Source organism: Dongia sp. agr-C8, from assembly GCF_054658695.1.
This window is the reverse complement of the sequence record NZ_BAAGHZ010000005.1, coordinates 138517-164281: the sequence shown is the minus strand read 5'-3', so window position 1 is coordinate 164281 and position 25765 is coordinate 138517. Positions and strand designations below refer to the sequence as shown.

26 protein-coding genes are annotated in these 25765 nt (G+C 65.1%); 15 read left to right on the top strand and 11 right to left on the bottom strand.

Annotation, left to right across the window (positions count from 1 at the left end; all coding sequences use genetic code 11):
- Positions 1-11 precede the first annotated feature (11 nt).
- Positions 12-1250: an ATP-binding protein gene (locus ACYQ4T_RS25070; protein WP_459859359.1), complete on the bottom strand. Its 1239-nt coding sequence runs from the start codon at positions 1248-1250 to the stop codon at positions 12-14.
- Positions 1251-1407: 157 nt separating this feature from the next.
- On the bottom strand, positions 1408-1911 hold the full coding sequence (locus ACYQ4T_RS25065; protein ID WP_459859358.1) for a GNAT family N-acetyltransferase: 504 nt from the start codon (positions 1909-1911) through the stop codon (positions 1408-1410).
- Positions 1912-2125: 214 nt separating this feature from the next.
- On the opposite strand from ACYQ4T_RS25065, the gene ACYQ4T_RS25060 reads away from it, so the two are divergent.
- The 3 genes from ACYQ4T_RS25060 to ACYQ4T_RS25050 are packed head-to-tail and all read left to right on the top strand — an operon-like array spanning position 2126 to position 4219.
- Positions 2126-3451 carry a tyrosinase family protein gene (locus tag ACYQ4T_RS25060; protein WP_459859357.1) on the top strand — a complete coding sequence of 442 codons (1326 nt, stop codon included), beginning with the start codon at positions 2126-2128 and terminating at the stop codon, positions 3449-3451.
- A gap of 16 nt (positions 3452-3467) precedes the next feature.
- A complete protein-coding gene (locus tag ACYQ4T_RS25055; protein ID WP_459859356.1) occupies positions 3468-3935 on the top strand; it encodes a hypothetical protein in 468 nt (155 codons plus the stop codon).
- Complete coding sequence (locus ACYQ4T_RS25050; RefSeq protein WP_459859355.1) at positions 3932-4219, top strand: GIY-YIG nuclease family protein; 288 nt, start codon at positions 3932-3934, stop codon at positions 4217-4219. Before ACYQ4T_RS25055 ends, ACYQ4T_RS25050 begins: the two co-directional genes overlap by 4 nt.
- Here the strand turns inward: ACYQ4T_RS25050 and ACYQ4T_RS25045 are convergent.
- The 3 genes from ACYQ4T_RS25045 to cobT form a co-directional block, all read right to left on the bottom strand.
- The gene (locus ACYQ4T_RS25045; protein WP_459859354.1) at positions 4216-4494 is read right to left on the bottom strand and encodes a hypothetical protein; all 279 of its coding nucleotides are present in this window, start codon (positions 4492-4494) and stop codon (positions 4216-4218) included. The genes ACYQ4T_RS25050 and ACYQ4T_RS25045 overlap by 4 nt on opposite strands.
- A 71-nt stretch (positions 4495-4565) precedes the next feature.
- A complete protein-coding gene (locus ACYQ4T_RS25040; protein ID WP_459859353.1) occupies positions 4566-5768 on the bottom strand; it encodes a DNA glycosylase AlkZ-like family protein in 1203 nt (400 codons plus the stop codon).
- A 5-nt stretch (positions 5769-5773) separates the two neighbouring features.
- The gene (cobT, locus tag ACYQ4T_RS25035) at positions 5774-6811 is read right to left on the bottom strand and encodes a nicotinate-nucleotide--dimethylbenzimidazole phosphoribosyltransferase (RefSeq protein ID WP_459859352.1); all 1038 of its coding nucleotides are present in this window, start codon (positions 6809-6811) and stop codon (positions 5774-5776) included.
- Positions 6812-6940: 129 nt separating this feature from the next.
- Between cobT and cobS the strand changes: the two genes are divergently transcribed.
- Complete coding sequence (cobS, locus tag ACYQ4T_RS25030) at positions 6941-7792, top strand: adenosylcobinamide-GDP ribazoletransferase (RefSeq protein ID WP_459859351.1); 852 nt, start codon at positions 6941-6943, stop codon at positions 7790-7792.
- Positions 7789-8403, top strand: coding sequence for a histidine phosphatase family protein (locus ACYQ4T_RS25025; RefSeq protein WP_459859350.1), 615 nt, complete (start codon positions 7789-7791; stop codon positions 8401-8403). Before cobS ends, ACYQ4T_RS25025 begins: the two co-directional genes overlap by 4 nt.
- A gap of 8 nt (positions 8404-8411) precedes the next feature.
- Here ACYQ4T_RS25025 and ACYQ4T_RS25020 read toward each other — a convergent pair whose 3' ends face one another.
- From ACYQ4T_RS25020 to ACYQ4T_RS25010, 3 genes are all read right to left on the bottom strand, one after another.
- Positions 8412-9281: a hypothetical protein gene (locus ACYQ4T_RS25020; RefSeq protein WP_459859349.1), complete on the bottom strand. Its 870-nt coding sequence runs from the start codon at positions 9279-9281 to the stop codon at positions 8412-8414.
- A gap of 40 nt (positions 9282-9321) precedes the next feature.
- Positions 9322-9660, bottom strand: coding sequence for a DUF2794 domain-containing protein (locus ACYQ4T_RS25015; protein ID WP_459859348.1), 339 nt, complete (start codon positions 9658-9660; stop codon positions 9322-9324).
- A gap of 119 nt (positions 9661-9779) precedes the next feature.
- Positions 9780-10175 (bottom strand): hypothetical protein, encoded by a 396-nt coding sequence (locus ACYQ4T_RS25010; protein ID WP_459859347.1) that lies wholly within the window; start codon positions 10173-10175, stop codon positions 9780-9782.
- A 218-nt stretch (positions 10176-10393) separates the two neighbouring features.
- Between ACYQ4T_RS25010 and ACYQ4T_RS25005 the strand changes: the two genes are divergently transcribed.
- From ACYQ4T_RS25005 to ACYQ4T_RS24975, 7 genes are all read left to right on the top strand, one after another.
- On the top strand, positions 10394-11041 hold the full coding sequence (locus ACYQ4T_RS25005) for a tetratricopeptide repeat protein (protein WP_459859346.1): 648 nt from the start codon (positions 10394-10396) through the stop codon (positions 11039-11041).
- 5 nt (positions 11042-11046) lie between these two features.
- Complete coding sequence (locus ACYQ4T_RS25000) at positions 11047-12378, top strand: PQQ-like beta-propeller repeat protein (RefSeq protein WP_459859345.1); 1332 nt, start codon at positions 11047-11049, stop codon at positions 12376-12378.
- Between the two features lie 80 nt (positions 12379-12458).
- Positions 12459-15701 carry a carbamoyl-phosphate synthase large subunit gene (gene carB / locus ACYQ4T_RS24995; RefSeq protein ID WP_459859344.1) on the top strand — a complete coding sequence of 1081 codons (3243 nt, stop codon included), beginning with the start codon at positions 12459-12461 and terminating at the stop codon, positions 15699-15701.
- 103 nt (positions 15702-15804) lie between these two features.
- Positions 15805-16278, top strand: a complete 474-nt coding sequence (gene greA, locus ACYQ4T_RS24990) for a transcription elongation factor GreA (protein WP_459859343.1) — start codon at positions 15805-15807, stop codon at positions 16276-16278.
- Between the two features lie 9 nt (positions 16279-16287).
- Positions 16288-17058, top strand: a complete 771-nt coding sequence (locus ACYQ4T_RS24985) for a ribonuclease T2 family protein (RefSeq protein ID WP_459859342.1) — start codon at positions 16288-16290, stop codon at positions 17056-17058.
- 196 nt (positions 17059-17254) lie between these two features.
- Positions 17255-18337, top strand: coding sequence for a calcium-binding protein (locus tag ACYQ4T_RS24980; RefSeq protein WP_459859341.1), 1083 nt, complete (start codon positions 17255-17257; stop codon positions 18335-18337).
- 175 nt (positions 18338-18512) lie between these two features.
- Positions 18513-18770, top strand: a complete 258-nt coding sequence (locus tag ACYQ4T_RS24975; protein ID WP_459859340.1) for a hypothetical protein — start codon at positions 18513-18515, stop codon at positions 18768-18770.
- Between the two features lie 106 nt (positions 18771-18876).
- Here ACYQ4T_RS24975 and ACYQ4T_RS24970 read toward each other — a convergent pair whose 3' ends face one another.
- On the bottom strand, positions 18877-19392 hold the full coding sequence (locus tag ACYQ4T_RS24970; RefSeq protein ID WP_459859339.1) for an Lrp/AsnC family transcriptional regulator: 516 nt from the start codon (positions 19390-19392) through the stop codon (positions 18877-18879).
- A gap of 171 nt (positions 19393-19563) precedes the next feature.
- On the opposite strand from ACYQ4T_RS24970, the gene ACYQ4T_RS24965 reads away from it, so the two are divergent.
- A complete protein-coding gene (locus ACYQ4T_RS24965) occupies positions 19564-20400 on the top strand; it encodes a sensor histidine kinase (protein ID WP_459859338.1) in 837 nt (278 codons plus the stop codon).
- A 27-nt stretch (positions 20401-20427) separates the two neighbouring features.
- Here the strand turns inward: ACYQ4T_RS24965 and ACYQ4T_RS24960 are convergent, their stop codons facing one another.
- Positions 20428-21996 (bottom strand): EF-hand domain-containing protein, encoded by a 1569-nt coding sequence (locus tag ACYQ4T_RS24960; RefSeq protein ID WP_459859337.1) that lies wholly within the window; start codon positions 21994-21996, stop codon positions 20428-20430.
- A 202-nt stretch (positions 21997-22198) separates the two neighbouring features.
- Between ACYQ4T_RS24960 and trxB the strand changes: the two genes are divergently transcribed.
- Complete coding sequence (gene trxB, locus ACYQ4T_RS24955) at positions 22199-23164, top strand: thioredoxin-disulfide reductase (RefSeq protein ID WP_459859336.1); 966 nt, start codon at positions 22199-22201, stop codon at positions 23162-23164.
- Between the two features lie 54 nt (positions 23165-23218).
- Positions 23219-24115 (top strand): LysR family transcriptional regulator, encoded by an 897-nt coding sequence (locus ACYQ4T_RS24950; protein ID WP_395017151.1) that lies wholly within the window; start codon positions 23219-23221, stop codon positions 24113-24115.
- Between the two features lie 633 nt (positions 24116-24748).
- Here the strand turns inward: ACYQ4T_RS24950 and msrP are convergent.
- Complete coding sequence (gene msrP / locus ACYQ4T_RS24945) at positions 24749-25717, bottom strand: protein-methionine-sulfoxide reductase catalytic subunit MsrP (RefSeq protein WP_459859335.1); 969 nt, start codon at positions 25715-25717, stop codon at positions 24749-24751.
- Positions 25718-25765 lie beyond the last annotated feature (48 nt).

Here is a 25765-nt window from a genome sequence, read left to right as displayed (position 1 = left end):
GGCATGACATCTTACTTTGCGGGCAGCGTCACCACCGCCGTGGTACCCTCGCCCGGCCGGCTTTCGAGATGCAATGTCCCGCCATGAAGTTCGACCAGCTTGCGGCTCAGCGGCAGGCCCAGGCCGGTGCCGCTGCTGGCGCGGTCGAGATTGCCGTCGGCCTGCACGAAGGGCTCGAACACGCGCTCGATGTCCTCGGGCGAGATGCCGACGCCGGTATCCTTGACCGCGATCACCCGCGCGCCCGTTCGATCGACATGGGTGGAGACGTCGACGCGCCCGCCATGGGGCGTGAACTTCACCGCGTTGGAGATCAGGTTCAGCATCACCTGGCGGAGCTTGCGCTCGTCGCCGTGCAGGACGATCGCGGGATCGATCGGCGCGGCGATGAGCTCGACTTCCTTGGTCTGGCTCTGGCCGCGGGCGATCCTGACCGCCGAGGCGATCATCGGTTCCAGCGAGAACTCGGCCAGATCGAGCGTGACCGCGCCGGTCTCCAGCTTCGAGAAATCGAGGATGTCGTTGATGATCTGCAAAAGGTGCCGGCCGCTGGAGCCGATATCGTCCAGATACTCGCCGAGCTTCTCTGCCGGCTCGTTCCGCATCACCTGCATCAGCAGGAGATCGGAGAAGCCGATGATCGCATTCAAGGGCGTCCGCAATTCGTGGCTCATGGTGGCGAGGAAGCGCGACCGCGCCGCCGCCGCCGCTTCGGCGGCGTTGCGGGCATTGTCGAGCTCGACCAGACGGCGCTGCGCCTGGTGCACGGTCAGCTCCAGCAATTGCGCCATGGCGCCGAAGCCGGCGAAACGGCCTGCCTCGGCGACCAGGAATCCGGATTGGATCGCGCCGGGATATTCACGGGCGATCAGCTGCTTGATCTGGTCCAGTGGCACCGCGCGATCGACCAGCAGCGGCCGGCGGTTGGCCAGCGGCCAGACCGGGCGGCGATTGTAGACGTCGTACCAGAGCGGCTGGGCGAAGGCGGAGAGGATGCGGTCGCGCTCCAAAGCGCCCAAGACCGCGCCGTCGTCATCGACCACCGCGACGATCGAGGTCAGCGGCGAGCGCTTCAGGATCGTCAGCACCTCGCCGCCGGTCGCTTCCGGGCCGACGGTCGGGCCGGGCGCGACCAGATCGCCCGCGCACATGACGAAGGCCGAGCGCACTGGCCCGAACTCCGGCTGCGCGATCTCCACCGGCGGCAGCGCCTCCGGCAGGTCGAAGCTCGAATCGAGCAGGGTGAGCACTGAGTCATCCATTCCGCCAGTGAAGCAGAAGATCGATGACAGTGGCGTGAAACTTCAAGCTAAATAATTGATTTAAAAGGAATTTATTGATGACGGGGCGCGGGCGCGCGCCCGCAGGCGCCTATTTAGCGCGGCCTCGCTTAAGAAGCGGTAAAGCTCAGCCGAGCTCGGCGAAGGCGGCGGGATAGGTGGCTTTTCCGCGCGGCCGGGCGGTGTCGATCAAGGTGAGGCCGGCAAAATAGGGACCGGCCCAGGCGACCTCGATCCCTTCGGCCAGCATCGTGTCGAAGCCGAAGCGGCCGTAATAGTTCTGGTCGCCCAGCACCAGGACCAGGCCGATGCCGGCTTCCTCGGCCCGGGCGAGCCCGGCCTCGGTGAGTGCACTGCCGATGCCCCGGCCCTGGCGCTGCGGCAGGACCGAGATCGGCGCCAGGCCCCAGATGCGATAGCCGGGATCGGGGTCGAGTGTGATCGGCACGAAGGCGACCTGGCCGATGATCTCGCCGTTCTCCTCGGCCACCAGCGACAGCGCGAGATCGCCGTCGGCGCGCAGCCGCTGCACCAGGTCCGCTTCCACCGCCTCGGGGAAGGCGGCGCGCAGCAGCGCATCGATGCCGGCGGCATCGTCGATGGATTGCTCGGGGCGGATCGTGAAGGGCATGGTGGATCAGGTATGCCTTACGCAGCAGCACATTGACAACTTTCACCAATACAACTATAAAGAATAATATGATGATATAGATTAACTTAAGATAGATGAGCGGGGAGCAGCCATGATTTCAAGACGGACAGTATTAAGTGCGACGGCTGCGTTGCCGATTGCCGGATGGTCTGCTCGAAGCGCCTTGGCCCAGGAACCGCTAGAGAGAAGATCCGTGCACGAGCTGCCGCCGGACGGCCCCGTGTTGACGGCCTACGCTAAGGCGGTTGCCGCCATGAAGCGCTTAGACCAGGATTCGCCCAATGATGGTCGGGGCTGGCGTAAGCAAGCCGAGATCCACAACATGCGTTGCACGCATCAGAATTGGTGGTTTCTTCCGTGGCACCGCGTGTATGAGGCGAAGTTTGAGGCGCTTATCCGGCACTACTCCGAAGACGAAAGTTTCGCGCTGCCGTACTGGGACTGGACGGCCAATCCGACCCTTCCAGCCGTCTTTTTGGACCCCCAGAGTCCGCTTTATCACCCCCGAGCGGTGGGCGCTGGTGCCGCCCCGCGGCGAAATCGGGTGGATGAGGCAGCCTTGGTCCGTGCCTACGGCGCTGAAGCGGGGTTTACGACCTTTGGCGGCGGTCCCTCTCCGAACCAAACCGATGAGACCGGCGGAGCGGGCGGCCTGGAGGGCGGGCCGCATAATTTCGTTCACGGCTGGCTGGGCTATGACCCGGCCACTGGCAACGGATTCGACATGGGCAACTATATGTCACCGCTCGACCCGATCTTCTGGCTTCATCATTGCAACATTGACCGGCACTGGGAGAGCTGGACCGCAGTTCAGACCAAGAATGGCGTCCCCAATGGCGGTGATCCCTCAGAGCCGGCGTGGTCGAGCCATGTATGCAAGGTCGTAGACGGAGACCGGCCGGCACCCCCCGAGTATGCACAAGGCGACTTCACCGAGCGCGACGGTACGCGTGTCGCTCCAATCCTGGCGGATGTCAGGACTACTAAGTCGCTCGGCTACCGGTTCGACAAGCTATACAGTCCGCCCGATACGCGCCCCGCGTTGATCAGCGGATTGCCTGCGGATCTCAGGTTACGCGCCTTCGGAGCGGTGGCCGCGACGCCGGATCTTCCGGTCGGCATTCGATCGCGCCTACCTCAGCCTTTGACGGCGAACTTCGCCGGACCCGAAGCCGCGAGCACGCAGAGGTCGCTCTCGGCGCGGGTTGTCTCCGATACGCCGATCCCGCTCGGTGCTTCCGTCCGGGTCTTCGTCAACTGCGGATACCTCACTCCGGAAACACCGGAATCTGATCCGCATTTCGTCACAGCGATCTCCGGCTTCGGGGCCAGCCACCACCATGACGAGGACCTCGGCGGATTCAGGGCAATTGTCGACCTGACGCCAGCTTTGGCGCGGATCGGCGAACAGGATGCGGCCGCGGTTTCGTCTATCAATGTGCAGTTCGTACTAGAGGACCAGAATGAGGGCGCGGGCCGCATCTATCGACCGGTGAGAGTTGACCTCATGACCGCCTGAGCTTATCAAGCAGCGAATGAAACTGTCGTCTGTTTGGATGCGCGCAGCGCTCGCGCTGACCTTGATGAACTTTGCTGCGGGCTGTGGGCAAGCCGGCCAGAAGTGCGATCCATGGATCTCTGTTGCGCTGAACGAAACCCAAGAAAAGCAATGGAGCGCGCAGCAGGAAGCCGGTTTGCAAACCACTCTGGTCTTCAGGCTGATGCTGGCGGTCGACTTCGGCGAGACGAAGCCGATACCCGTTGACGTGGCGCTGCATCGTGCCGATGCCTCGGATGGCGGGCCGATCGGCGAGCCCCTGCAGATCATCACAGTGCTGCCTAAGGACACGCCGTCCGGTCGTGTCGGGCAGAGTGTCGTTCTTGCCCTCGCCCAGAAAGGGTCGATTCAACCCGAGTTCCAGTTTGCCGCAGTCGTCGGCGAAGTGACGGTGCAGGCACCGCGAGTCTGCATACTGAGTGGATCGCTGCTCGAGCTAAAATGAGCAAGACGTCGGATCGCCCGGCGATGTCCCAGCCCTGGTTCCTCTACGTGATCGAATGCGCCGACGGCGCGCTCTATACCGGCATCGCGATCGACCCCGCCGCGCGTTTCGAGCAACACCGGGCGGGCAGGGGTGCGAAATACACCCGTGCCAATCGCCCGGTGCATCTCATTGGCGCTATGGCCTATCCCGACCGCTCGACCGCCAGCCGCGCCGAAAATGCCTTCAAGAAGCTGACGGCGGCGGAGAAGCGGTCGCGGCTCTGGGCCTTCGACGCGGTTTAGAGGCTGATGCCGTTCTCCGCGGCAACCTCGTCGTAGATCGCGCAGGCCTTGTCGTAGTCGCCCTTGCCCAAGGCTTCGCCGCCCTGGTTCACCTTCTCGTTGGCGGCGACGATCTTCTGCGAGTCCTCGGCGGTCTGCGCCTCGCCGGCCTTCTGGCCCAGTGCGGTCGCGACCTTGGTCATCTTGTCCACGGCCTGGGCCTGGTCGCAGCCGGCGAAAGCCGGCGCGCTGAGCGCGGAAAGAACGATCAGACTGGCGGCGAAACGGGTGATCATCGATATCTCCTTGGGTTCAGCCGAAGCAACATGCATCAGCCGACCTTCGTCGTGCCGATCTCGAACCCGGTTCAGGAATCAATCTTGCCGGAGAGTGATCGGCGCCACTTCTCCGCCACCTTGCGGCCGGCCATCACCTTCTCAGCGCCGGCGATGCGGGCGAAGCGGTGCAGGCCTTGGCGCAGGGCATCGGCATCGACCGGCTTGGTAATGTCGAGGCCGGTCACCAGCCATCTGCCGTTCTCGCGCTTGCCGTCGATCAGGCCGACCACGTCGTCCTTCCAGAGGATCGGCAGCGCGAAATAGAAGCGGCGCTGCCGGACCGGCGTATAGGCCTCGAACTTGTAGGTGAAGCCGTAGAGCTGGGTGAAGCGGTCGCGGTTGAAGAGAAGATTGTCCAGCGGCGCGATCAACCGCACGCGGTCATCCGCCTTCTTCGCCGAGGATTCCCAGCCGGCATGATCCTTGGACAGGATGAACCAGGTCTCCTCGCCGTCCTCGGTTCTTACCGTGATCGGCTCCAGCAGGCCTTCCTTGGCGTAGCGATCGACCAGCTTGCGACTTTCCGGGAGACCCGGGCCGCGCCAGTTGCCGAAGTGGTGGTTGACCCGCTGGGCGAGCTGGTTGCGGCTGGCGATCTTCAGCACGCCCAAGGCCGATTCCACCATGAAACGCTCATGGTCGGACTTCTTGAATCTCGGATGCTTCAGGAGCTCCGGCGCCACATGCTCGGTCACGTCGAACTGGCGATGGAAGTTCTTGGTGCGGCCGCTGACCTGGACCTTGCCTTCGTAGAACAGGTGCTCCAGCGCCTTCGTGGTGGCCTTCACCGTGTTGAAGCCGCCGATGATGCGCTCGGCCTCGAGCTCGCCGGGGCTGACCGGGCCATTGGCGAGGATCTGCTTGATGAGCTTGCGTTTCACCGGCTTCAGCTCTTCGTAATGCATGCCGCCTTCCACCGCCTTGTGGAAGTCCTGCAGGAATTGCGGCAGCCAGTCGCGCCTGGTGGCGAAGATCGGGTAATGCGTCTCCAGCATCCGTCTCTCGCCATAGACCATCTTGTAGAAGTCGGCGACCGGGGCGTCCGAGCGCGCGGCCCAGACGATCTCGTGGTTGCGCAAGCCGGTGCGGATGATGGAATCGATCTGGATCATGCCGAGATCGACCGCGCGGTCCATCGATTCCACGGCGCGCCAGAAGGGACCACGCAACCCCAGCCGGTCCGCGAGAAAGGCGCGGACTTCAGCGAGCGATTTCGGCGCGGTCTTCTGCATCGGCGTCAGCTCTTGTCGCTGACGCCGGCTTCGGCGAAGCTCGCCATGCCGCTGTGGCAGGCGGCGGCGGCGCGGAACAGCGGGATCGCCAGGGCCGCGCCGGAGGCTTCGCCGAGCCGCATGCCGAAATCGAGCAACGGCACCCTATTGATCGCGGAGAGCAGCCGGCGATGGCCGGGCTCGGCCGAGCAATGCGCCACCCAGCAATGGTCGATCGCCTGCGGGTCGATGCGGTAGAGGATCGACGCCGCGACCGTGGTCGCAAAACCGTCGAGCAGCACCGGCACCTTGGCCATGCGCGCGGCAATGACCGCGCCGGTGATCGCGGCGAGTTCCTGGCCGCCGAGGCATTGCAGCACCTTCAAGGGATCGTTCAGAACGTCGCGATGGCGCTTCAGGCCGAGATCGATCACCTCGGCCTTGCGGGCGAGCTGCGCGCCATGGACGCCGGTGCCGGGGCCCGCCCAGGAAGCGCCGTTGCCGCCGAACAGGGCGGCGGCCATCGCCGCGGCGCTGGTGGTGTTGGCAATGCCCATCTCGCCGAGCGCCAGGAGATCGATGCCGGGCTCGACGCAGGTCATGCCATAGGCCATGGCGCGGGCGCATTCGGCGTCGCTCATCGCCGGCGCCTGCGTGAAGTCGGCGGTCGGCTGGTCGAGCGCCATTTCGTAGACCCGGAGGTCCGCATCGGCGTTCTTGCAGAGCTGGTTGACCGCCGCGCCGCCGCTGGTGAAGTTCAACACCATTTGCTTGGTGACTTCCGCCGGAAAGGCGGAGACGCCCAAGGCCGCGACGCCGTGATTGCCGGCGAAGACCGCGACGCGGGGGTGCTCGACCGTCGGCGGCGTCTTGCCCTGCCAGGTCGCCATCCACTGGGTCATTTCCTCGAGGCGCGCCAGGGCGCCGGCCGGCTTGGTCAGCACCGCTTCGCGCGCGGCGGTCGCCTTCGCCGCGTCGAGATCGGGGCCGGGAAAGTCGGCGACGATCCGGCGCATGTCGGCGAGATCGTTGGTAGGACGTTTTTCAGGCGCGGAAGCAGGCATCTGGATCGGGTCTTTCTGGACGATTGGGGGTCGGCATTCGGCTTTTCCGCCGCGACCGCCTGTCCTATAAACGGGTTATCAGTTCGGGTGAAGCGCCACCAGGAATCGCAGTCGTTGGATCGTGGGCGGATGAGCAGCAGCACGGAAGGGCGTTCTCCCGCGCGGCGCGGCATCGGCCTTGCCCGATTGTTCACGTCATGGTGGCGGGACCTCTTCCTGGTCTTGTCATTCTTCACGCGTCTCCCCGTCGGCTTCATGGCGCCGAAGACGCCTGAGCCCGCTCCCGGCATTGAATCGTCCAGCCTGCAGACCCGGCTCGGCGAAGCGTCGCGCGCCTTCCCGCTGGCCGGCCTGGTGGTCGGCCTCGCGGGCGGCTTGGTCTATTGGATCGCGGTCAAGCTCGGGTTGTCCGGTCTGCTGGCGGCATTCCTTGCCGTGGCCGCGACCGCCGCGTTGACCGGCGCGCTGCATGAGGACGGCTGGGCGGATTTCGCCGACGGGCTCGGCTGCCGCGGCGACCGGGTCCGCAAGCTGGCCGCCATGAAGGACAGCCATATCGGCAGCTTCGGCGTGCTGGCCCTGATCTTCGCGACGGGGGTCAAGACCGTCGCCCTGGCGCAGCTCTATACGCCTGATCGCGTCATCACCGCCCTGGTGGCGGCGCATGTGCTGTCCCGCGCCGTGCTGCCGCTCGCCATGCGGTCGCTGCCGCTGGCGACCGCGCAAGGCCTCGCGGTGATGGCGGGACGGCCCTCGGCGCAAGGTGTCTATGTGGCACTCGGCCTCGGCCTGGTGATCAGCTTCTTCGCCGTCTACCTGCCGGCGGCGATCGTGGCCCTTATCGTCGCCATCGTCGCCGCCGCCCTGGTCGGCGCGATCGCCAAGCGGCAGTTCGGCGGCTATACCGGCGACGTCCTGGGCGCGATCGAGCAGGTCGCGGAGATCGCCGTCCTGGTCAACCTGGTCTCGCTGCTGACATGACCCGCACGGTGACACGCTGGTGGTGGGTGCGGCATGCGCCGGTCAAGGACGCAGGGGGCCGCGTCACCGGCCAGCTCGACCTCGAAGCCGACTGCAGCGACCATGAGCTGATCGCCCGCGTCGCGGTGCGCCTGCCGCAGAATCCGGTCTGGATGTCGAGCCAGCTCCGCCGCGCGCGACAGACTCTCGACGTCTTGCACAAGGCCTGCGGCATCACCGGCGCGGCCGTCGAGGTCGAGCGTGACATGGCCGAGCAGGATTTCGGCGACTGGCAGGGCAGGACCTATGCCGAGCTCGAGGCGACCGATGCCGACCGCTACAAGAAGTTCTGGATCGCGCCGGGCACCACGCGCCCGCCCGGCGGGGAAAGCTTCGCCGACGTGATGATGCGCGTCGCCCGTGCCGTCGAACGTCGCTCCGCCGCGCATCCCGATGCCGACATCGTCGTCGTCGGCCATGGCGGCTCGATCCGCGCCGCGGTGGCGCAGGCACTCGGCCTCGGCCCGGCCCGGGCCCTGGCGCTCCAGGTCGATCCCTTGTCCCTGACCCGGCTCGACCGCATCGCCGACGCGAGCGGGGTGGTCTGGAGCATCGGCTGCGTCAACGCCTGAGCGGCGATTCAGGGCGCCGCGACCGAGGCGCAGTCGCTCCCGACCGGCTTTTCCGCTTCGCCCTTGTCGCCCGCCAGGGGAATCGGCGCGGGCAGATCGAAATACCAATCCCAGATGACCGCGGCGTGGCTGGCATCGATGACCAGAGCCGTCCGGCCGGTCTCGTCCCATTGCGCGGTGATCAGTCCGTGTGAGAAGGAACTCGAATCGGCGCTCACCGGCGCGCACAGGGCGACGGCGGCCTTGGGGCGCAGATCCGACGGCGCGGGCGGCCAGTCCTTCGGCCAAGGCGCCTGTTGCGCGGGCGGATCCGCCATGGCGCTGATCATCAACTTCACGGTCCGTGGCAGCCATTCGTGCGGCGCGGCGATCTGGTATTGCAGCAGGCGGTCGCAGACCTTCAGGAATTGCGGATCGGTCGCGTCGCGGTTGCGCTGCCAGCCGCCGGCGAAGACGCGGCCCTCCATGGCGCAGGGCCAGGCATTGGCGCTGAAGCGCTGATAGCGCGCGCCGTCCCAGACTTCGAGGATGGTGCTGCCGACTTCCGCCGCCGCGGCGATGCCGGATTGCGGCTTGGCGACGCCCTTCAGATCGGCTGCGGCTTCGCGGCGCAGACCCTCCGCCGCGTCGCGGTCGATCAGCCCGTAGGTGACGCCTCGACCCGCCGGATCCGGCTCGGCCTCGGTCGGGCCGGTGCGGGTGATGATCTGGCCGTCATCGTAGAGCACGAAGCGCAAGCCGTCCGGCAGCGGGCCTTGCGGCAGGCTGAGCCGCGCGGTCTCGAAGAGGGCCAGGATCGCGCGGGGTGCCGGATCCTCGGCCCGGGCAAAGTCGGCCGCGCACAGCAGCGAAGCCGCAAGCCCTAAGACGGAAAGCAACCGACCGAGCCGCATCCTCGGCAAGCCAGACACGGGCGGTCTAACCTTCGACCACCGTCAGCTGACGCTGCAGCACGTCGCAGATCTGCTTGAGGTCGCGGCTGGACTTGATCTGGCGGTTGCGGGAGAGGAGCACGTAGTTGGGCTCCTTGTCGCCGCGCAGCAGGACTTTGGTCACGGTGAAGATCGCCTGTTCCTGGCTGCGCTTGAAGACCGAGAAGATCGCCATGTTGGAGCGGTGGTCGATGGCGTAATCCCGCCAGACGCCCCGGGCGACCTGCCGGCTGTAGACGCCGAGCAAATGGTTCAAGTCCTCGCGGTCGAAGAAGACCCTGCGGCCGTCTCGCCGGTATTCGGACAGAAGAAGGAGCTGCGCCAATCAGCCTCCCCGCCAGCGCAAGCGAATCGCCGTGCCACGCATGATGACCGAATCATTGCCGTATTCGTGCCCGGCCGTAAAGAGTCTCGCGCCGAAAATCCTGCGCGACAGTCGCGCCGTCACGGATGATAGACGTAGACCGTGGTCTCGGAGGTGTGCTCGGCGTCGGCCTGGTCGTAGCAGGCGACGTTGCCGCGGACCTTGTAGCAGGTGCCTTCATAGGGCCGGTGCAGGCGCGCCTGCTCGGCGGCGATTTCCGCATCGGACAGGCAATATCTGCCGTCCTTGGTGTAGCGCAGCACCGAGCAATCGTCGCCCGTGATGGCCGAGACCAAGTGGTCCGACACCGTCTTGCCGGAGGCGTTGAGGGCGACGCCTTCGACCGTGGCGGCAATTCCCGCCGCCGGCAGCACGCCGATGGTCTGGCATCCGCCCAGGGGCAACCCGAGGGCAAGTCCGGCGGCGAGCAGCAGGGGGAGAATAGACAGGCGTCGAAACGGGGTGCGGGCACGCATCACCGGGCATCCTTCCAATGGGTCGGAGAGGTTAAAGCAAGTTCCGTTCCAATCTCCGCGCCGGGGGCTGATTCAGCCACAAATCCGGCCGCAAGGGCGCGTTTGCAGCCGGTTTGCACTCGAGGGACCAAGTCGCTATGTTACCGCCCGATTTCGGCCGACCCCCCTCCTGATTCAGGGCGATTCCGGTCCCGGCCGCTTCGCCCGAGGGAGTTTAAGTGGCTGATATCTTTCAGGAAGTTGACGAGGACCTGAGGCGGGATAAGGCCCTCGCTTTCTGGAAGAAGTACCAGAATCACCTCATTGGCTTTGCCATCATCGCGGTTGCGGCGACGGCGGGCTTCTCCGGCTGGAAATACTGGAAGCAGCAGCGGATCGAGGCCAATGGCGCCGCCTACCTCCAGGCCCTCCAGACCCTGGAAAAGGATCCCAAGGCAGGCCTTGCCCAGTTCGAGGCCCTGGCCAAGGACGGCGGCGGCTTCGCCGTCCTGGCGCGGTTCCAGGCGGCCAGCCAGATCCTGAAGGACGGTGACAAGGCCAAGGCGGCGGAGCAGTTCGCGGCGATCGCCAAGGACGGCTCGGTCGATAAGGCGCTGAAGGATCTCGCCGCCATTCTCGGCGGCCTTGCCTGGCTCGACGCCGGCAAGCCGGAGGACGCGGCGAAGCTGGTCGAGGGGCTGACCGGCGACAATGAACCTTACCGCTTCTCGGCGCTCGAGGTGCAGGCCCAGGCGGCGCTGGCCGGTGGCGACAAGGCGAAAGCCAAGACCATCTATGAGCAACTGAAGCAGCTGGGCACCTTGCCGAACGCGCCGCAAGGCGTCGGGGCGCGGGCCGAGATCATGCTCGAACGGCTGCAGGACTGACGACCGTGACCTTCCGCTGTTCCCCTGCGAAGCAATGCGGTGCAGCCCTGGCGGCGGGTCTCCTGGCATTGGCGCTGGCGGCCTGCGAGCCCACCAAGATTCCGCTGCCCGGCGAGCGCGTCTCGGTGCTGCAGCTCAACAAGGAGCTGAACAGCGACCCCAGCCTGGCCGAGACACCGGTCCGCCTGCCGCGGCCCTATGAGAACAAGGACTGGCCGCAGCCCGGCGGCAACCAGGCCCATGCGATGTACCACCTGTCGGCGGGCACCGGCGCCTTCAAGCAGCTCTGGAGCGCCAACATCGGCAGCTCGGCCGACAGCGCCAACCGCCTGCTGGCCGAGCCGGTGATTGCCGACGGCAAGGTCTTCACTCTGGATTCCGAGAGCCTGGTCCGCGTGTTCGACGCCGAGACCGGCAAGCTGATCTGGGAAAACGACCTCACCCCCGACACCGACGATGACGATCTGTTCGGCGGCGGCATCGCCGTCTACGAAGGCAAGGTTTTCGTCACCACGCCCTTCGCCAAGCTGATCGCGCTCGACGAGAAGGACGGCAAGAAGGTCTGGGAAGTGGACGCGCCCTCTCCCATGAGAGCCCCGCCCGCCGCCAGCGACGGCCGCATCTTCACCGTCACCATCGACAACCAGCTCGTCGTCTATGCCAGCGACGACGGCCGCCGGCTGTGGTCGAACGCCGGCGTCGAGGAGGCCGCGGGCTTCCTCGGCGGTGCGACGCCCGCCGTGCTCGGCGACGTCGTCGTCGCGGCCTACACCTCGGGCGATCTCCTGGCCTTCGACGTGGTCACCGGTCGATCGCTGTGGAGCGACAACCTCGCCGGGCGCACCGGCGGCAACGCGGTCGCGGCCTTGACCGACATCCGCGGCCGGCCGGTGATCGACCGCGACCGGGTGATCGCCATCGGCAACGGCGGTGTCATGGCGGCGATCGATCTGCGGCGCGGCGGCCGGATCTGGGACAACAGCCTCGGCGGCACGCAGATGCCCTGGGTCGCCGGTGACTTCCTCTACGTCATCACCAGCTCAAGCGAAGTCGTCTGCCTCACCCGCGAGGACGGCCGCATCAAGTGGGTGCAGGCCCTGCCGCCCTTCGAGGACATGGAAGACAAGGAAGACCCGATCTACTGGTCGGGTCCGGTTCTGGTCGAGGACCGGCTGCTGGTCACGGGCTCGAGCGGCGTCGCGCTCGCCTTCTCGCCCTATACCGGCAAGCTTCTGGGCAAGCAGACGCTGCCCGACCGGTCGCATCTGCCGCCGGTCGTTGCCAACAAGACCGTCTACATGCTTTCCGACGACGCCGATCTGGTCGCCCTGCGATGAGACGGCATAGCTCATTCAACCGGCGGAGCAACTTGCACCGCCGGTGTTTTTGGACGCGACCAGAGATACGCTAGAGAGAAATGCCGAAACGCACCGACATCCAATCGATCCTCATCATCGGCGCCGGCCCGATCGTCATCGGCCAGGCCTGCGAGTTCGACTATTCCGGCGCCCAGGCCTGCAAGGCGCTCAAGCAGGAGGGTTACCGGGTCATCCTGGTGAACTCGAACCCGGCCACGATCATGACCGATCCCAACCTCGCGGACGCGACCTATATCGAGCCGATCACGCCCGACGTGGTGGCGCGGATCCTGGAGAAGGAGCGGCCGGACGCGGTGCTGCCGACGATGGGCGGCCAGACCGCGCTCAACACCGCGATGGCGCTTTATAAATCGGGCAAGCTGAAGGAGCTCGGCATCGAGCTGATCGGCGCCAATGCCCGCGCCATCGACATGGCGGAAGACCGGCAGCTGTTCCGCGACGCCATGGACCGGATCGGCCTCGAAAGTGCGAAAGGCGCACTGGTCAATTCGCTGGACGAGGCGCTGAAGACCCTGGACATGGTCGGCCTGCCGGCGATCATCCGCCCGAGCTTCACCCTGGGCGGCACCGGCGGTGGCATCGCCACCACGCGCGAGGAATTCATCAAGATCGTCTCGGGCGGCCTGCAGGCCTCGCCGGTGGGCGAGGTGCTGGTCGAGGAATCGATCCTCGGCTGGAAGGAATTCGAGATGGAGGTGGTCCGCGACAAGGCGGACAACTGCATCATCATCTGCTCGATCGAGAACGTCGATCCGATGGGCGTGCATACCGGCGATTCTATCACCGTGGCGCCGGCGCTCACCCTGACCGACAAGGAATACCAGCTGATGCGCAACGCCTCGATCGCGGTGCTGCGCGAGATCGGCGTCGATACCGGCGGCTCGAACGTGCAGTTCGCGGTCAACCCGGAGAACGGCCGCCTGATCGTCATCGAGATGAACCCGCGGGTCTCGCGCTCCTCGGCCTTGGCCTCGAAGGCCACTGGGTTTCCGATCGCCAAGGTCGCGGCCAAGCTCGCGGTCGGCTACACGCTGGACGAGCTGATCAACGACATCACCAAGGTGACGCCGGCCTCCTTCGAGCCGACGATCGATTACGTCGTCACCAAGATGCCGCGCTTCACCTTCGAGAAATTCCCCGGCGCCGAACCGCTGCTTTCGACCTCGATGAAGTCAGTGGGCGAGGCGATGGCGATCGGCCGGTCGTTCCAGGAATCGGTGCAGAAGGCGCTGCGCTCGATGGAGACGGGCTTGACCGGCTTCAACGAAGTCGCGCTGGAGAAGGACGACAAGGCCTCGATCCTGGCCCAGCTCGGGAAGGCGACGCCGGACCGGCTTCTGGTGATCGCCGAGGCGCTGCGCCGCGGCTTGAGCGTCGAGGAGATCTTTGCCGCCTCGAAGTTCGATCCCTGGTTCATCCGCCAGATCGAAGCCATTGTCGAGACCGAGAAGCTGGTGAGGGCGCAGGGCCTGCCCAAGACCCACGAAGCGCTGCTCAGGCTGAAGCGCAAGGGCTTCTCCGATGCGCGCCTGGCGGAGCTCGCCGGCACCACGGCCGACGCGGTGCAGAAGCTGCGCCACGACTTGAAGGTGCGCCCGGTCTACAAGCGGATCGACACCTGCGCCGCCGAGTTCGCCTCGGCCACGCCCTACATGTATTCCTGCTACGAGGGCGAGAATGTCGAGACGCCCGAGGACGAGGCGGACCCCAGCGATCGCCGCAAGGTCATCATCCTCGGCGGCGGTCCGAACCGGATCGGCCAGGGCATCGAGTTCGACTATTGCTGCGTCCATGCCGCCTATGCGCTGAAAGAGGCCGGCATCGAGACCATCATGGTCAATTGCAACCCCGAGACGGTGTCGACCGATTACGACACCTCGGATCGACTCTATTTCGAACCGCTCACCGCCGAAGACGTGATCGAGCTCGCCCGCGTCGAGCAGCGCAAGGGGACCTTGCTCGGCTGCATCGTGCAGTTCGGCGGGCAGACGCCGCTGAAGCTCGCCGCCGCGCTGGAGAAGGCGAAGATCCCGATCCTCGGCACCTCGCCCGACGCGATCGATCTCGCCGAGGACCGCGAGCGCTTCCAGAAGCTGCTGCATGACCTCGATCTCAGGCAGCCCAGGAACGGCATCGCGCGTTCCGGCGAAGAGGCCGAGCGCATCGCGGCCGAGGTCGGCTACCCGGTGGTGATCCGCCCCTCCTATGTGCTGGGCGGCCGCGCCATGGAGATCGTGCACGAGCCGGATCAGCTCCGCCGCTACATCCGCCGCGCGGTGCAGGTCTCCGGCGACAACCCGGTGCTGATCGACTCCTATCTCGAGGACGCGATCGAGGTCGATGTCGATGCGCTCTCGGACGGCAAGGACGTCTTCGTCGCTGGCATCATGGAGCATATCGAAGAGGCCGGCATCCATTCCGGCGACAGCGCCTGCGCGTTGCCGCCGCACACGCTCTCGCTTGCGGTCATCGCCGAGCTTCGGCGCCAGGCGGTGGCGCTGGCGCTCGGCCTCAACGTCGTCGGGCTGATGAACATCCAGTTCGCGATCAAAGGCGACGAGATCTACGTGCTCGAGGTCAACCCGCGCGCCAGCCGCACCGTGCCCTTCGTCGCCAAGGCGACCGGGCTGCCGATCGCGAAGATCGCGGCGCGCGTCATGGCCGGCGAGGTCTTGCGCGATTTCCAGCTCGACGCCACCAAGCGGCACCACGTGGCGGTCAAAGAAGCCGTCTTCCCCTTCGCGCGCTTCCCCGGCGTGGACATCATCCTCGGGCCGGAGATGAAATCGACCGGCGAGGTGATGGGGCTGGATTCAAGCTTCGCCCGCGCCTTCCTGAAGGCCCAGCTCGGCGCCGGCCAGCGCCTGCCGCGCAACGGCACGGTGTTCATTTCGCTCAAAGACAAGGACAAGCCCGGCATGGTCCCGGCGGCGCGCAAGCTGCTGGAGATGGGCTTCGACATCGTCGCCACCCCGGGAACCGCGTCTTTTCTCCGAAACCAAGGCCTCGACGTCCGCGCCATCAACAAGGTGCACCAGGGCAGCCCGCATATCGTCGAGGCGATGCAGCGCGGCGAAATCAAGTTGGTTTTCAACACGGTAGCCGGACAGAAGGCGATCGCGGACAGCTTCAGCCTCAGGCAGGCCGCGTTGATGGGCCAGATTCCTTACTACACCACCATGGCGGGCGCGCTCGCCGCGGTGGAGGCGGTGGGGGCCCTGGCGAGCGGAGACCTTGAAGTCGCTCCCCTCCAATCGTACTTTAACGTTTCGACTGCCTGATAATCTGGGCCTGTCGGGTGCTGGTGGCCGGTTAACCATTTAGCGTGGTTAAGCGGAGGGACCTCGCCCGAGGGGTCGTTTTTGCGTTTCGGAACTCGAAAACATGCACAAGATCCCGATGACCGCCGACGGCTACGGCCGCCTGGAAGAAGAGTTGAAGCAGCTGAAGACGGTCGAGCGCCCGGCCATCATCCGAGCGATCGCGGAAGCGCGCGAGCACGGCGATCTCTCCGAAAACGCGGAGTATCACGCCGCGCGCGAGCGCCAGAGCTTCATCGAAGGCCGCGTGCTCGAGCTCGAGGACAAAATCAGCCGCGCCGAGGTGATCGACGTCTCCAAGCTCTCCGGCAAGGTGATCAAGTTCGGCGCCACCGTCACCCTGATCGACGAGGACACCGACGAGAAGTCGGCCTACCAGATCGTCGGCGAGGACGAGGCCGACATCAAGTCGAAGCGCCTCGCCATCACCGCGCCCTTGGCGCGCGCACTGGTCGGCAAGAAGGTCGGCGATTCCGTCGAGGTCACGACCCCCGGCGGCTCCAAGTCCTACGAGGTCGCCAAGGTCCAATTCAAGTAAGCGGGCGCGGTGCCGGGCCTGCTCAGCCGCGTCCGGCGCGCTCTTCTTGCCGCCCTTCTGCTGGGATCGCTCCTGGCCGGCGGTCGCGCCTCGGCTGAAGACAGCTTCACCCTCGCCTTGTCCTGGCAGCCGGGCTTCTGCGCCGATCGTGCGCAGAAAGCCGAATGCAAGATCGCGCCCAAGGATAAGCCGGGCTTCACCTTGCACGGGCTCTGGCCCGACTGGGACACGAATGGCGACGGCAAGCGCAATGCCGAGGATGCCTTCTGCATCGCCAATGCGGGCAACCGCAAATCCATGATGGCGCTCGACGGCGGCAACTGGCTGAAGATGCCGCCGGTGAAGCTCTCGCAAGCGAGCAGCGACGATCTCGCGCGGGCGATGCCGGGCATCGTGGTCGGCCTCGACCGGCACGAATGGTGGAAGCACGGCACCTGCTCCGGTCTCGCGCCGGAAGACTACTTCGCCACCGCTATCGTGCTGTTGCGTGAGGTGGAGCGGGGCGGCCTCGCCCGGCTGCTGGGGGCCCAGGCCGGCCGCATCGTTGCGCGCAAGGAATTGCTGGAAGCGTTCGAAATCGATTTCGGCCGCGGCAGCGCCCGCGCCCTCATGCTCGATTGCGCCAAGAGCGAGGGCGCCTCTGCCCTTCAGGAAATCCGGATCCGCCTGAAGCGCAGCGAGGTCACCGCCGGGCTGACGGCCGCAAGCCTCGCCATTCCCGCCATTCCCGCCCGCGGCGACTGCGCCGCCGACGTCCTTATCCCGGCCTGGCCGCGCTGATCTTCATTCTCGGCCGATCGATATTAATCCTCTGATCTTAACTCAATCATCGATTTCACACCGGGCGGTGTGACCGATCGCACAAGCCTGCCTATGGGGTCGAACGGCTTTCGGGGATGGCGGCACTACCCGTCACCAACGTCAACCAAATGCATCCTCAACTTTCCACCCGACCCCCAAGGAGGTCTTCCAGATCATGGCGCTCGTGACCAACCAGCCGACCACCACCATGCCGCTCGACCCGAACCAGTTCGACCCGTCGATCATGATTCAGCAGTATTACACGACCTATTACGGATCGAACGCCAGCGAGACGGTGAACGGCGACTGGCAGCACAACACGATGTATCTCTACGGCGGCAACGACACCGCCACCGGCGCCGGCGGCAATGACGTGCTCGACGGTGGCACCGGCAACGACAATCTCTCGGGCGACGCCGGCAACGACAAGCTGCTGGGCGGCGACGGCAACGACATCCTGAGCGGCGGCGCCAACAACGACCATCTCGACGGCGGCATCGGCAACGACACCATGCTGGGCGGCGACAACGACGACTATTTCGTCGGCGGCGCCGGCGCCGACACGATGAACGGCGGCAACGGTGTGGACACCGTGGACTATTCCGCCTCGGCCAGCGGCGTGCACGTCAACATGCTGGGTAATGTCTATGGCGGCGGCGACGCAGCGGGCGACAGCATCTCCAACATGGAGAACGTGATCGGCACCAAGTTCGGCGACTATATCCAGGGCACCGCCGCCGACAACAAGATCATCGGCGGCGAGGGCAACGACAGCCTCTACGGCAACGGGGGCAAGGACTTCCTCGACGGCGGCGACGGCAACGACTACATCTCCGCCTCGGGCAATACCGGCGGTTCCACGATCCTCGGCGGCAAGGGCGACGACACGCTGATGGGCAGCCAGGGCGCCGATACGATCAACGGCGGCGAGGGCAATGACTTCATCAACGCCGGCACCGGTTCGGACACCATCACCGGCGGCGCCGGGGCGGACAAGTTCGAGTGGATGATCGACGCCCCGCTGCATGGCAACGACGTGATCACCGACTTCGACCCGCTCGCCGATGCGCTGAACTTCTATGATCCGTACGGCGGCAGCAAGGTGGACCTCTTTGTCGGCAGCAGCGCCGATGGCGATGTCCTGTTCAGCTGGAAGGGCGGCACGGTGGAGCTCGACGGCATCCAGAACCAGGGCTGGACCAACGTCCAGGACCTGCAGAATGCCGGCATCGACGTGACCTACAGCCAGATCGTCTAAGCCAGCGACCACCACTTCCAACCAAGCGAAGCCCCGGCCGAGTGATCGGCCGGGGTTTTCGACATTGCGTTGGTGACGGCCGTCACCGCGCCTCGGTGACCGTCGTCACCAACCGCCGGGCGGGTTGGGGCGACCCATTGTCAAGCGCGACATGACGCGCATCTAGGAGACCCGGATGTCGATCCAGACCCCGATTCAGCTCGAGACCAGGATGCTGAACTTCGCCGATATCTTCACCGATGGCTGCGATGTGAAGTTTGTCCAGGGTGCGAGCTGCAACGTGCGCGCCGCGCTGCCGGACGGCAGCCTGGTCGATCTCTCGGATGTCTATCGCGGCCGGTTGCAGCCGAGCGATTTCCGCTTCGAATACGGCAAGGAACACTGCCCGGAGGCGGAACACAAATTCTGCGCCCCGGCGCCGGTCTGGGCCTGAGCGCCGGTGGCACGAGATGCGCGGGTCAAGCCCGCGCGTGACGACTTAAAACTTGTCCGTCATCGCCGGGCTCGACCCGGCGATCTGATATCAAGAGAATCTCAGTTCAGCTGAACCCGGCGGCCTCGCGCGCGACGGCTTTCGGCTCCTCGGCCTCGATCGGCACGCCGGGCAGCAGCTTGGAGGTGCGGATCGCCAAAGCCGACTTGACGTGGCTGACATTGGGCGCCGGTGTCAGATGCGTGGTCAGGAACTTCTGGTAGGCGTCCCAGTCATGGGCGACGATCTTCAGCAGGAAGTCGGTCTCGCCCGCCAGCATGTGGCATTCCCGGACCATCGGCCAGCCGCCGACCAGGGCCTCGAAGGCCTTTAGATCATTCTCGGCCTGGCTGTTGAGGCCCACATGGGCGAAGACGGTGACGCCGAAGCCGAGCGCCTCGGCATTGACTTCGGCATGGTAGCCCTTCAGGTATCCGCCTTCTTCCAAGGCCCGGACCCGCCGGAGACAGGGCGGGGCCGAAATTCCGGCCCGTGCCGCGAGATCCACATTGGTCATCCGCCCATCCGCCTGCAGGTCGGCGAGGATGCGGAGATCGATCTTGTCCAGTTTGGCCCGGCGCATGAAATCTTCCACCAGCGAAGCGTGAATTGGCGAAATTATATTACGAGAAATTTCCTTTCGCAAATGGTGTGAGCCCCGTCTCTATCGGGGCTGCGGGAAGCCGCGTAAGATGAAAGCCAGTCTTAACGGAGACCACCCCGCCCGGACGGAAAGGGCACCGGGTCTATGGCCATGATCGCATCCGCCGCCAGAACCATCCCGCCGCTCGAGGAGCTCCGCCTGGCGCTCGCCCGCGAGCGGGAGGCGCGCGCGGAGGCGGAGCGCCTGTTGGCGGAAGCCGAGGAGGCCTTCGGTCTCGCCAAGCTGGAGGCGGAAGAACTCGCCCGCGGCAAGCACGACCTGCTGCGCAACATGGGCCACGAGCTCCGCACGCCCTTGAACGCCATCATCGGCTTCACCTCGCTGCTGCTGTCGCGGCTGAACGGCCGCGTCGGGCCCGAGGAATTCGACTATCTGCAGATCACCCACGACAACGCCAACGACCTGATGCGCATCGTCAACCAGGCGCTGGAGATGACGCGGCTGCAGTCCGGTTCCTACATCATCGAGAAGGACCGCACGGCGCTGGAACCAGTCATCGATTCTTGCCTGGCGCTCCGGCAGCAGCAATTCGCCGATGCCGAGATCGTGCCGATCGTCGAGATCGCACCCGACCTCCCCGATGTCATCGCCGATCGCAATGCGCTGTCGAAATGCTTGCTGGCGATCATCGACAACGCGATCAAGTTCTCCGACGGGGCGCCGCAGATCCTGGTCTCGGCCGACCGGCTCGACCAGGAGGTCGTGATCACCGTCGCCGACCGCGGCATCGGCATCCCGGAGCAGGATATCGAGCGCGTCACCGAGCCCTTTTACCAGGTCGATAACAGCCTCACCAAGGGCAAGAGCGGCGCCGGCCTGGGCCTCGCCATCGCCCGCTCGCTGCTGGAGCGCCAGGACGCGCGCCTCAAGATCATGAGCCATCTCGGCCACGGCACCACGGTCCACATCCGGCTGAAGCGGGCTTAGGCGCGGGCCAGGCCGCCGCTCAGCGGCTCACTCTGTTATCAAGATGGAATGCCCCAGACTGCCTTGGGGCATGGGAATGCCCTTCGGCAGAATGAAGGTCACGGCGTGCGAGCCGGTGAGCCCGGCCGGCCAACGTCGCAACGGCTTGATGACACGATAGCCCTTTCCGGTGCGCTCTAGGATTCCTTGGAGAATCAACTGTCGAAGGCCGTCTTGCCCGGGCAGCACCTCGTAAGCCTCGACCTTGCCCTCGGCGACCAGTTCTTTCGGATCGAGCGTGACCACGCCTCCTGCCTTGGCGAGCCAATCCTCTTGTGCCGTGCTGGAAAGCCCGCCTTCAAGCCGCTTTGGGGTTTCGCCTTCGCTCATCATGTACGCGTCGCTGCCGGTGATGACGATATCCTTATCCTTGTCCTTCTCGAAGACCTTGCCGCTCGGCACCATGATGCCCTTCGCCGCATAGACGTAGATCGGATTGACTTTCCCCGCTCCGGCCGCCTGCGAAACCGCGCGCACCATCGCCTTGCCTTCCGCAGTCGATGTCTCGTAATAGCGACCGCAGGCCTCGGCCGGCACGAAGCTCACACGGTCCTTCGCAACCCCAAGCACGCCCGAACCCGCCCATCCTCCGGAATTGTTGCCGGCTCCACTCACCAGCCCGCCCAGCACCGCGACATGCTTCAGGCGAGCGGTCTCGCCCTCGAATTTCCAAATCATGCCTACGTAGGACGACAAGACGACGTAAAGCGGCGCGTTCCCCGGCTCGATGATGACCCGTGCCAGGGATGTCACATTGTCCTGACCGGTTACGGTCACGGTCGGTTGATAGTTGCCGTCATACATGCCGACCAGTGTCACTTCCTCATCCGGTCCAGCTTTCGGCAGCTTGCAGCCTGTCGCCTTTGTCATGGCAGTGATTTCCTGCAGCTCGGCCCGATAGGCGGTATATTCCGGCATGTCGATCACGCCATTCCCGTTGCCGTCGAGCTGGGCGAATGCCGCGCGGACGATGGTTTCCAGCTCCGCCGGTGTGACGCGGCCATCGCCGTTCGGGTCCGCGAGCAGCAGCCGGCGCAACGAGTCATAGAGCGCTTCGCGTGACTGGTTGCCCTTGTCCTCGGCGGCCAGCATCTCCGACATCGAGATCGACCCGTCCCGATCGAGGTCGAAGGCGAGAATCTGGCCCAGCTGCCGCTCCATCATCGTGCGCCGCTGCTCAAGATCGATGCCCTGCTGCATCTGGCGACCCTGCTGAAATTCGAGGCTGCGGCGCGCCTCCAGCTCGGTGACTTGGCCGTTGCCGTCGAGGTCATAGCGCAAGGCCGTGGAAACGCGCTGCGCGCGGCGGTTGGCAGCCTCTACCGACTCCGCCGTCGCGATGTCGGCGGAGTCGAGCCCGTTGCCGTCGAGATCATGCTGACGGATCGGTGCCAAGGCCTGCGCAATGACCTGTTCGATCGCCGCCCCCGGACGGAGCTGCTGGACCACGATGGAGGGTAGGGTCGCAAGCGCGTTCTCCTGGGCCCAGGCGGCTCCGGCGGACAAAGCGAGAGCGAGCGCACCCGCGACGGCGAGGCGCTTTTGAGACTGGGGCATTCGGGAACTCCACATGGAAGGACGCTAAGAACTGTAGCAGGCCGCTGGCCGGTAAAGAAGGAATTGTTTCGAGCTTTGCACCGATAAATTGTCGTGATTTTGCCGCAAATCAGCCGCTGTGACGACGCCAACTTGAGTCACTGCGTCGCGCTCCTTATGTTAGTCCCACGCACGAAGGCGACGACTCGCAGGAACCACGGAAATGGCGGAAATCAGGACCAAGGCGCTCATCATCGGCTCGGGCCCGGCGGGCTATACCGCCGCGATCTACACGGCGCGCGCCAACCTGAAACCGGTCCTGGTCCAGGGCATCCAGCCGGGCGGGCAGATGACCATCACCACGGATGTGGAAAACTATCCGGGCTTCGCCGACGTGATCCAGGGCCCCTGGCTCATGGAGCAGATGCAGAAGCAGGCCGAGCATGTCGGCACCCAGCTCAAGTTCGACACCATCACCGAGGTCGATCTCTCGCGCCGGCCGTTCCGCGCCGTCGGTGACTCGGGCGACATCTATTACGGCGACACCTTGATCATCGCGACGGGTGCCCAGGCCAAGTGGCTGGGCCTGCCCTCGGAGCAGAAGTTTCGCGGCTTCGGCGTCAGCGCCTGTGCGACCTGCGACGGCTTCTTCTTCCGCGAGAAGGAAGTGGTGATCGTGGGCGGCGGCAACACGGCGGTCGAGGAGGCGATCTACCTCACCAACCACGCGACCAAGGTCACGCTGGTGCATCGCCGCGATCATCTCCGGGCCGAGAAGATCATGCAGGAGCGGCTGTTCCGCAATCCGAAGATCAAGGTGGTCTGGGATTCGACGGTTGAGGAGATCCTCGGCAGCGGCGATCCCGCCGGCGTCACCGGCGTGCGCATCCGCAACGTCAAGACCGGCGCCACCACCGACATTCCGGCCGACGGCTTCTTTGTGGCGATCGGCCACACGCCCTCGACAGAACTCTTCAAGGGGAAGCTTCCGCTCGACGCGGAAGGTTATCTGCTGACCAAGCCGGACAGCACCGCGACCGAGATTCCCGGTGTCTTCGCTGCCGGTGACGTGAAGGACAAGGTGTTCCGCCAAGCCGTGACTGCCGCCGGCATGGGCTGCATGGCCGCATTGGAAGCCGAGCGCTTCCTGGCCGCGCATGAGCACGAGGAAGCACGCGCGGCCGAATAGCAGCGAAAGCCGCAGCTTTGCGCTTCGCGCCGAATTTCAGGGGGTCAGTCCATGATGGACTGGGACAAGCTCAGGATCTTTCACGCCGTCGCTGAGGCCGGCAGTTTCACCCATGCGGGCGAGACGCTGAATCTCTCGCAGTCCGCGGTCTCGCGCCAGATCTCCTCCCTCGAAGAAAGCCTCAACGTCGCACTGTTTCACCGCCATGCCCGCGGCCTGATCCTGACCGAGCAGGGCGAGCTGCTCTATCGCACCGCGCATGAGGTGTTCTCCAAGCTCGCCATGGCCGAGGCGCAGCTCGGCGAATCGAAAGACCGCCCGAAAGGCCAACTCAAGGTCACGGCGACCCAGGCCTTCGGCTCGGCCTGGCTGACGCCGGGCCTGGTGGAGTTCGTCGAGCTCTATCCCGACGTCGAAGTGGATCTGCTGCTCGAGGATCGCGAGCTCGATCTCTCGATGCGCGAGGCCGACGTAGCGATCCGCATGCAGCCGCCGCGTCAGCCGGAACTCATCCAGCGGCATCTGCTGACCATGCACACATACGTATATGCATCGCCAGGTTATCTTAAGCGGCATGGCATCCCCAAGACGCCGGAAGATCTCGACGGCCATCGCATCATCGTCTTCGGCGAGGACCAGCGGCCGCCGGTGCCGGAGATCGACTGGCTGATGCGCTCCGGCGTGCGCAAGGATCGCCCGCGTCGTCCGGTGTTGAAGGTGAACTCCGTCTACGCGATCCGCCGCGCGGTGCAGAGCGGCATGGGCCTCGCGAGCCTGCCCGAGTTCATGGCGACGGATTCGCAGAACCTGGTCCGGGTCTTGCCGGAGCTGCAGGGGCCCCGCATCGATGCCTATTTCGTCTATCCGGAAGAGCTCCGGAACTCGAAACGCATCCAGGTCTTCCGCGATTTCCTCCTCCGCAAGGTCGCCGAAGGCAAGATGCAGGGCTGATTCCGGCGCCTCCGCGGCCCGGCGATTTGCCTTCGCAGCTGCGAAAGTTTTGGGCGGAATTTTGCTGCACTGCCGTCGAATCCGGCAGCGATTTCCGCGCGCTACCCGAGTGATATTATCGAGTTTCGCATTTTTCGCGTCTGGAACGATGTGAAAAAGACCTGCTAAAACATTGAGGCGAAATGATGAAATAGTCATGCGGAACTTGCATGGGGCCTTTGTGTTTTTGACTCTGGTTAGCTTGGCAGAAACACCTATGTTTACGCGTGTGGATTGGAGCACAGTCTTGTTGCGGCGACGCAACAGTTTCGGTCCCCCGGTTCTGACGAAGTTTGCACCGCCGAATAAAGCGCTGGCGCACCGGAAGAAGCGGACCGTGAGTTTCGAGGCCGACGGCCAGAAATAGGTTGGAAGTCTCAAATCGGATCTGGGCGCAAGGCCCAGATGGGGTCTTCGGATCCTACGTCTCCCAGACGTAAAGCCTCCCTGTTTAACTTGCCGGGCCCTCGGGCCCGGCATTTTTCTTTTCAGCGTTGCAGAACTGCCACAGGAAGCGCCGACCTCCGCCTTTCGGCGGATGCCGCACTGCGCCAGTGGAATAGCTGGGAAGCCCGGCGAAACGCCGGCCAAGCTTCAGCGGTAGAGCCGATCGCCGAGATCCTGCATGCCGCTGTAGAGCGAAGCGACGAACTCGCCATAGCCGTTGAAGAGCTGGGTCGGCACGGTGCCGTTCTGGCCCAGCACCCGTTCGTCGGCCTGGCTCCAGCGCGGATGGGCGACCTCGGGGTTCACATTGGCCCAGAAGCCGTATTCGCTGGATTGCAGCTGCTCCCAGTAGCTCAAGGGCTGCTGGTCGGTGAAGGTGATCTTCACGATGCCCTTGGCGGACTTGAAGCCGTATTTCCACGGCGTCGCCAGGCGGAGCGGCGCGCCGTTCTGCTTCGGTACGGGCTTGCCGTACATCCCGGTGACCATGAAGGCGAGGTCGTTGGTTGCTTCGGCGATGGTCAGGCCCTCGATATAGGGCCAGGGCGACCAGGGCTGGCTGCTGATGCCCGGCGCCACGTCGGGATTGTTGAAGCTCTCGAAGCGCAGGTATTTGGCACTCGAAAGCGGCGCCGCGAGATCGACCAGGCTCTTCAGCGGAAAGCCACTCCAGGGTACCGCCATCGACCAGGCCTCGACGCAGCGATGGCGATACAGCCGCTCTTCCAGCGGCATCTGCTTCAACAGCGCGTCGATGTCGAGAGTCTGCGGCTTCTCGACCATGCCGTCGATGGTGATGGTCCAGGGTCGGATCGGCAGCGCCTGCGCCAGAGCGGCGACGTCCTTCGAAGTGTCGAACTCATAGTAGTTGTTGTAATGGGTCGAGAGCGCTTCCGGCGTCACATCGCGGTCGAGCTTGTAGGTCTCGCTGCGCTTCACCGGGTAAAGCCCGGCGGAGGGGTCCGCCGTGTCATCGGCGCGGGCACTGGAAAGGACCGAGGGTGAGGCCACGGCGATGCCGGCGGCGGCCAGAAAATGGCGCCGGCGCAGATAAACGCCTTCCGGCGTCGCCGCGCTCTCCGGAATTTCCCAACCGCGCTTCACTTTAACGAACATGGCGTACTCCCGTTTGGTCCTGGGGATACTACGCCGGAATCCGCGGTT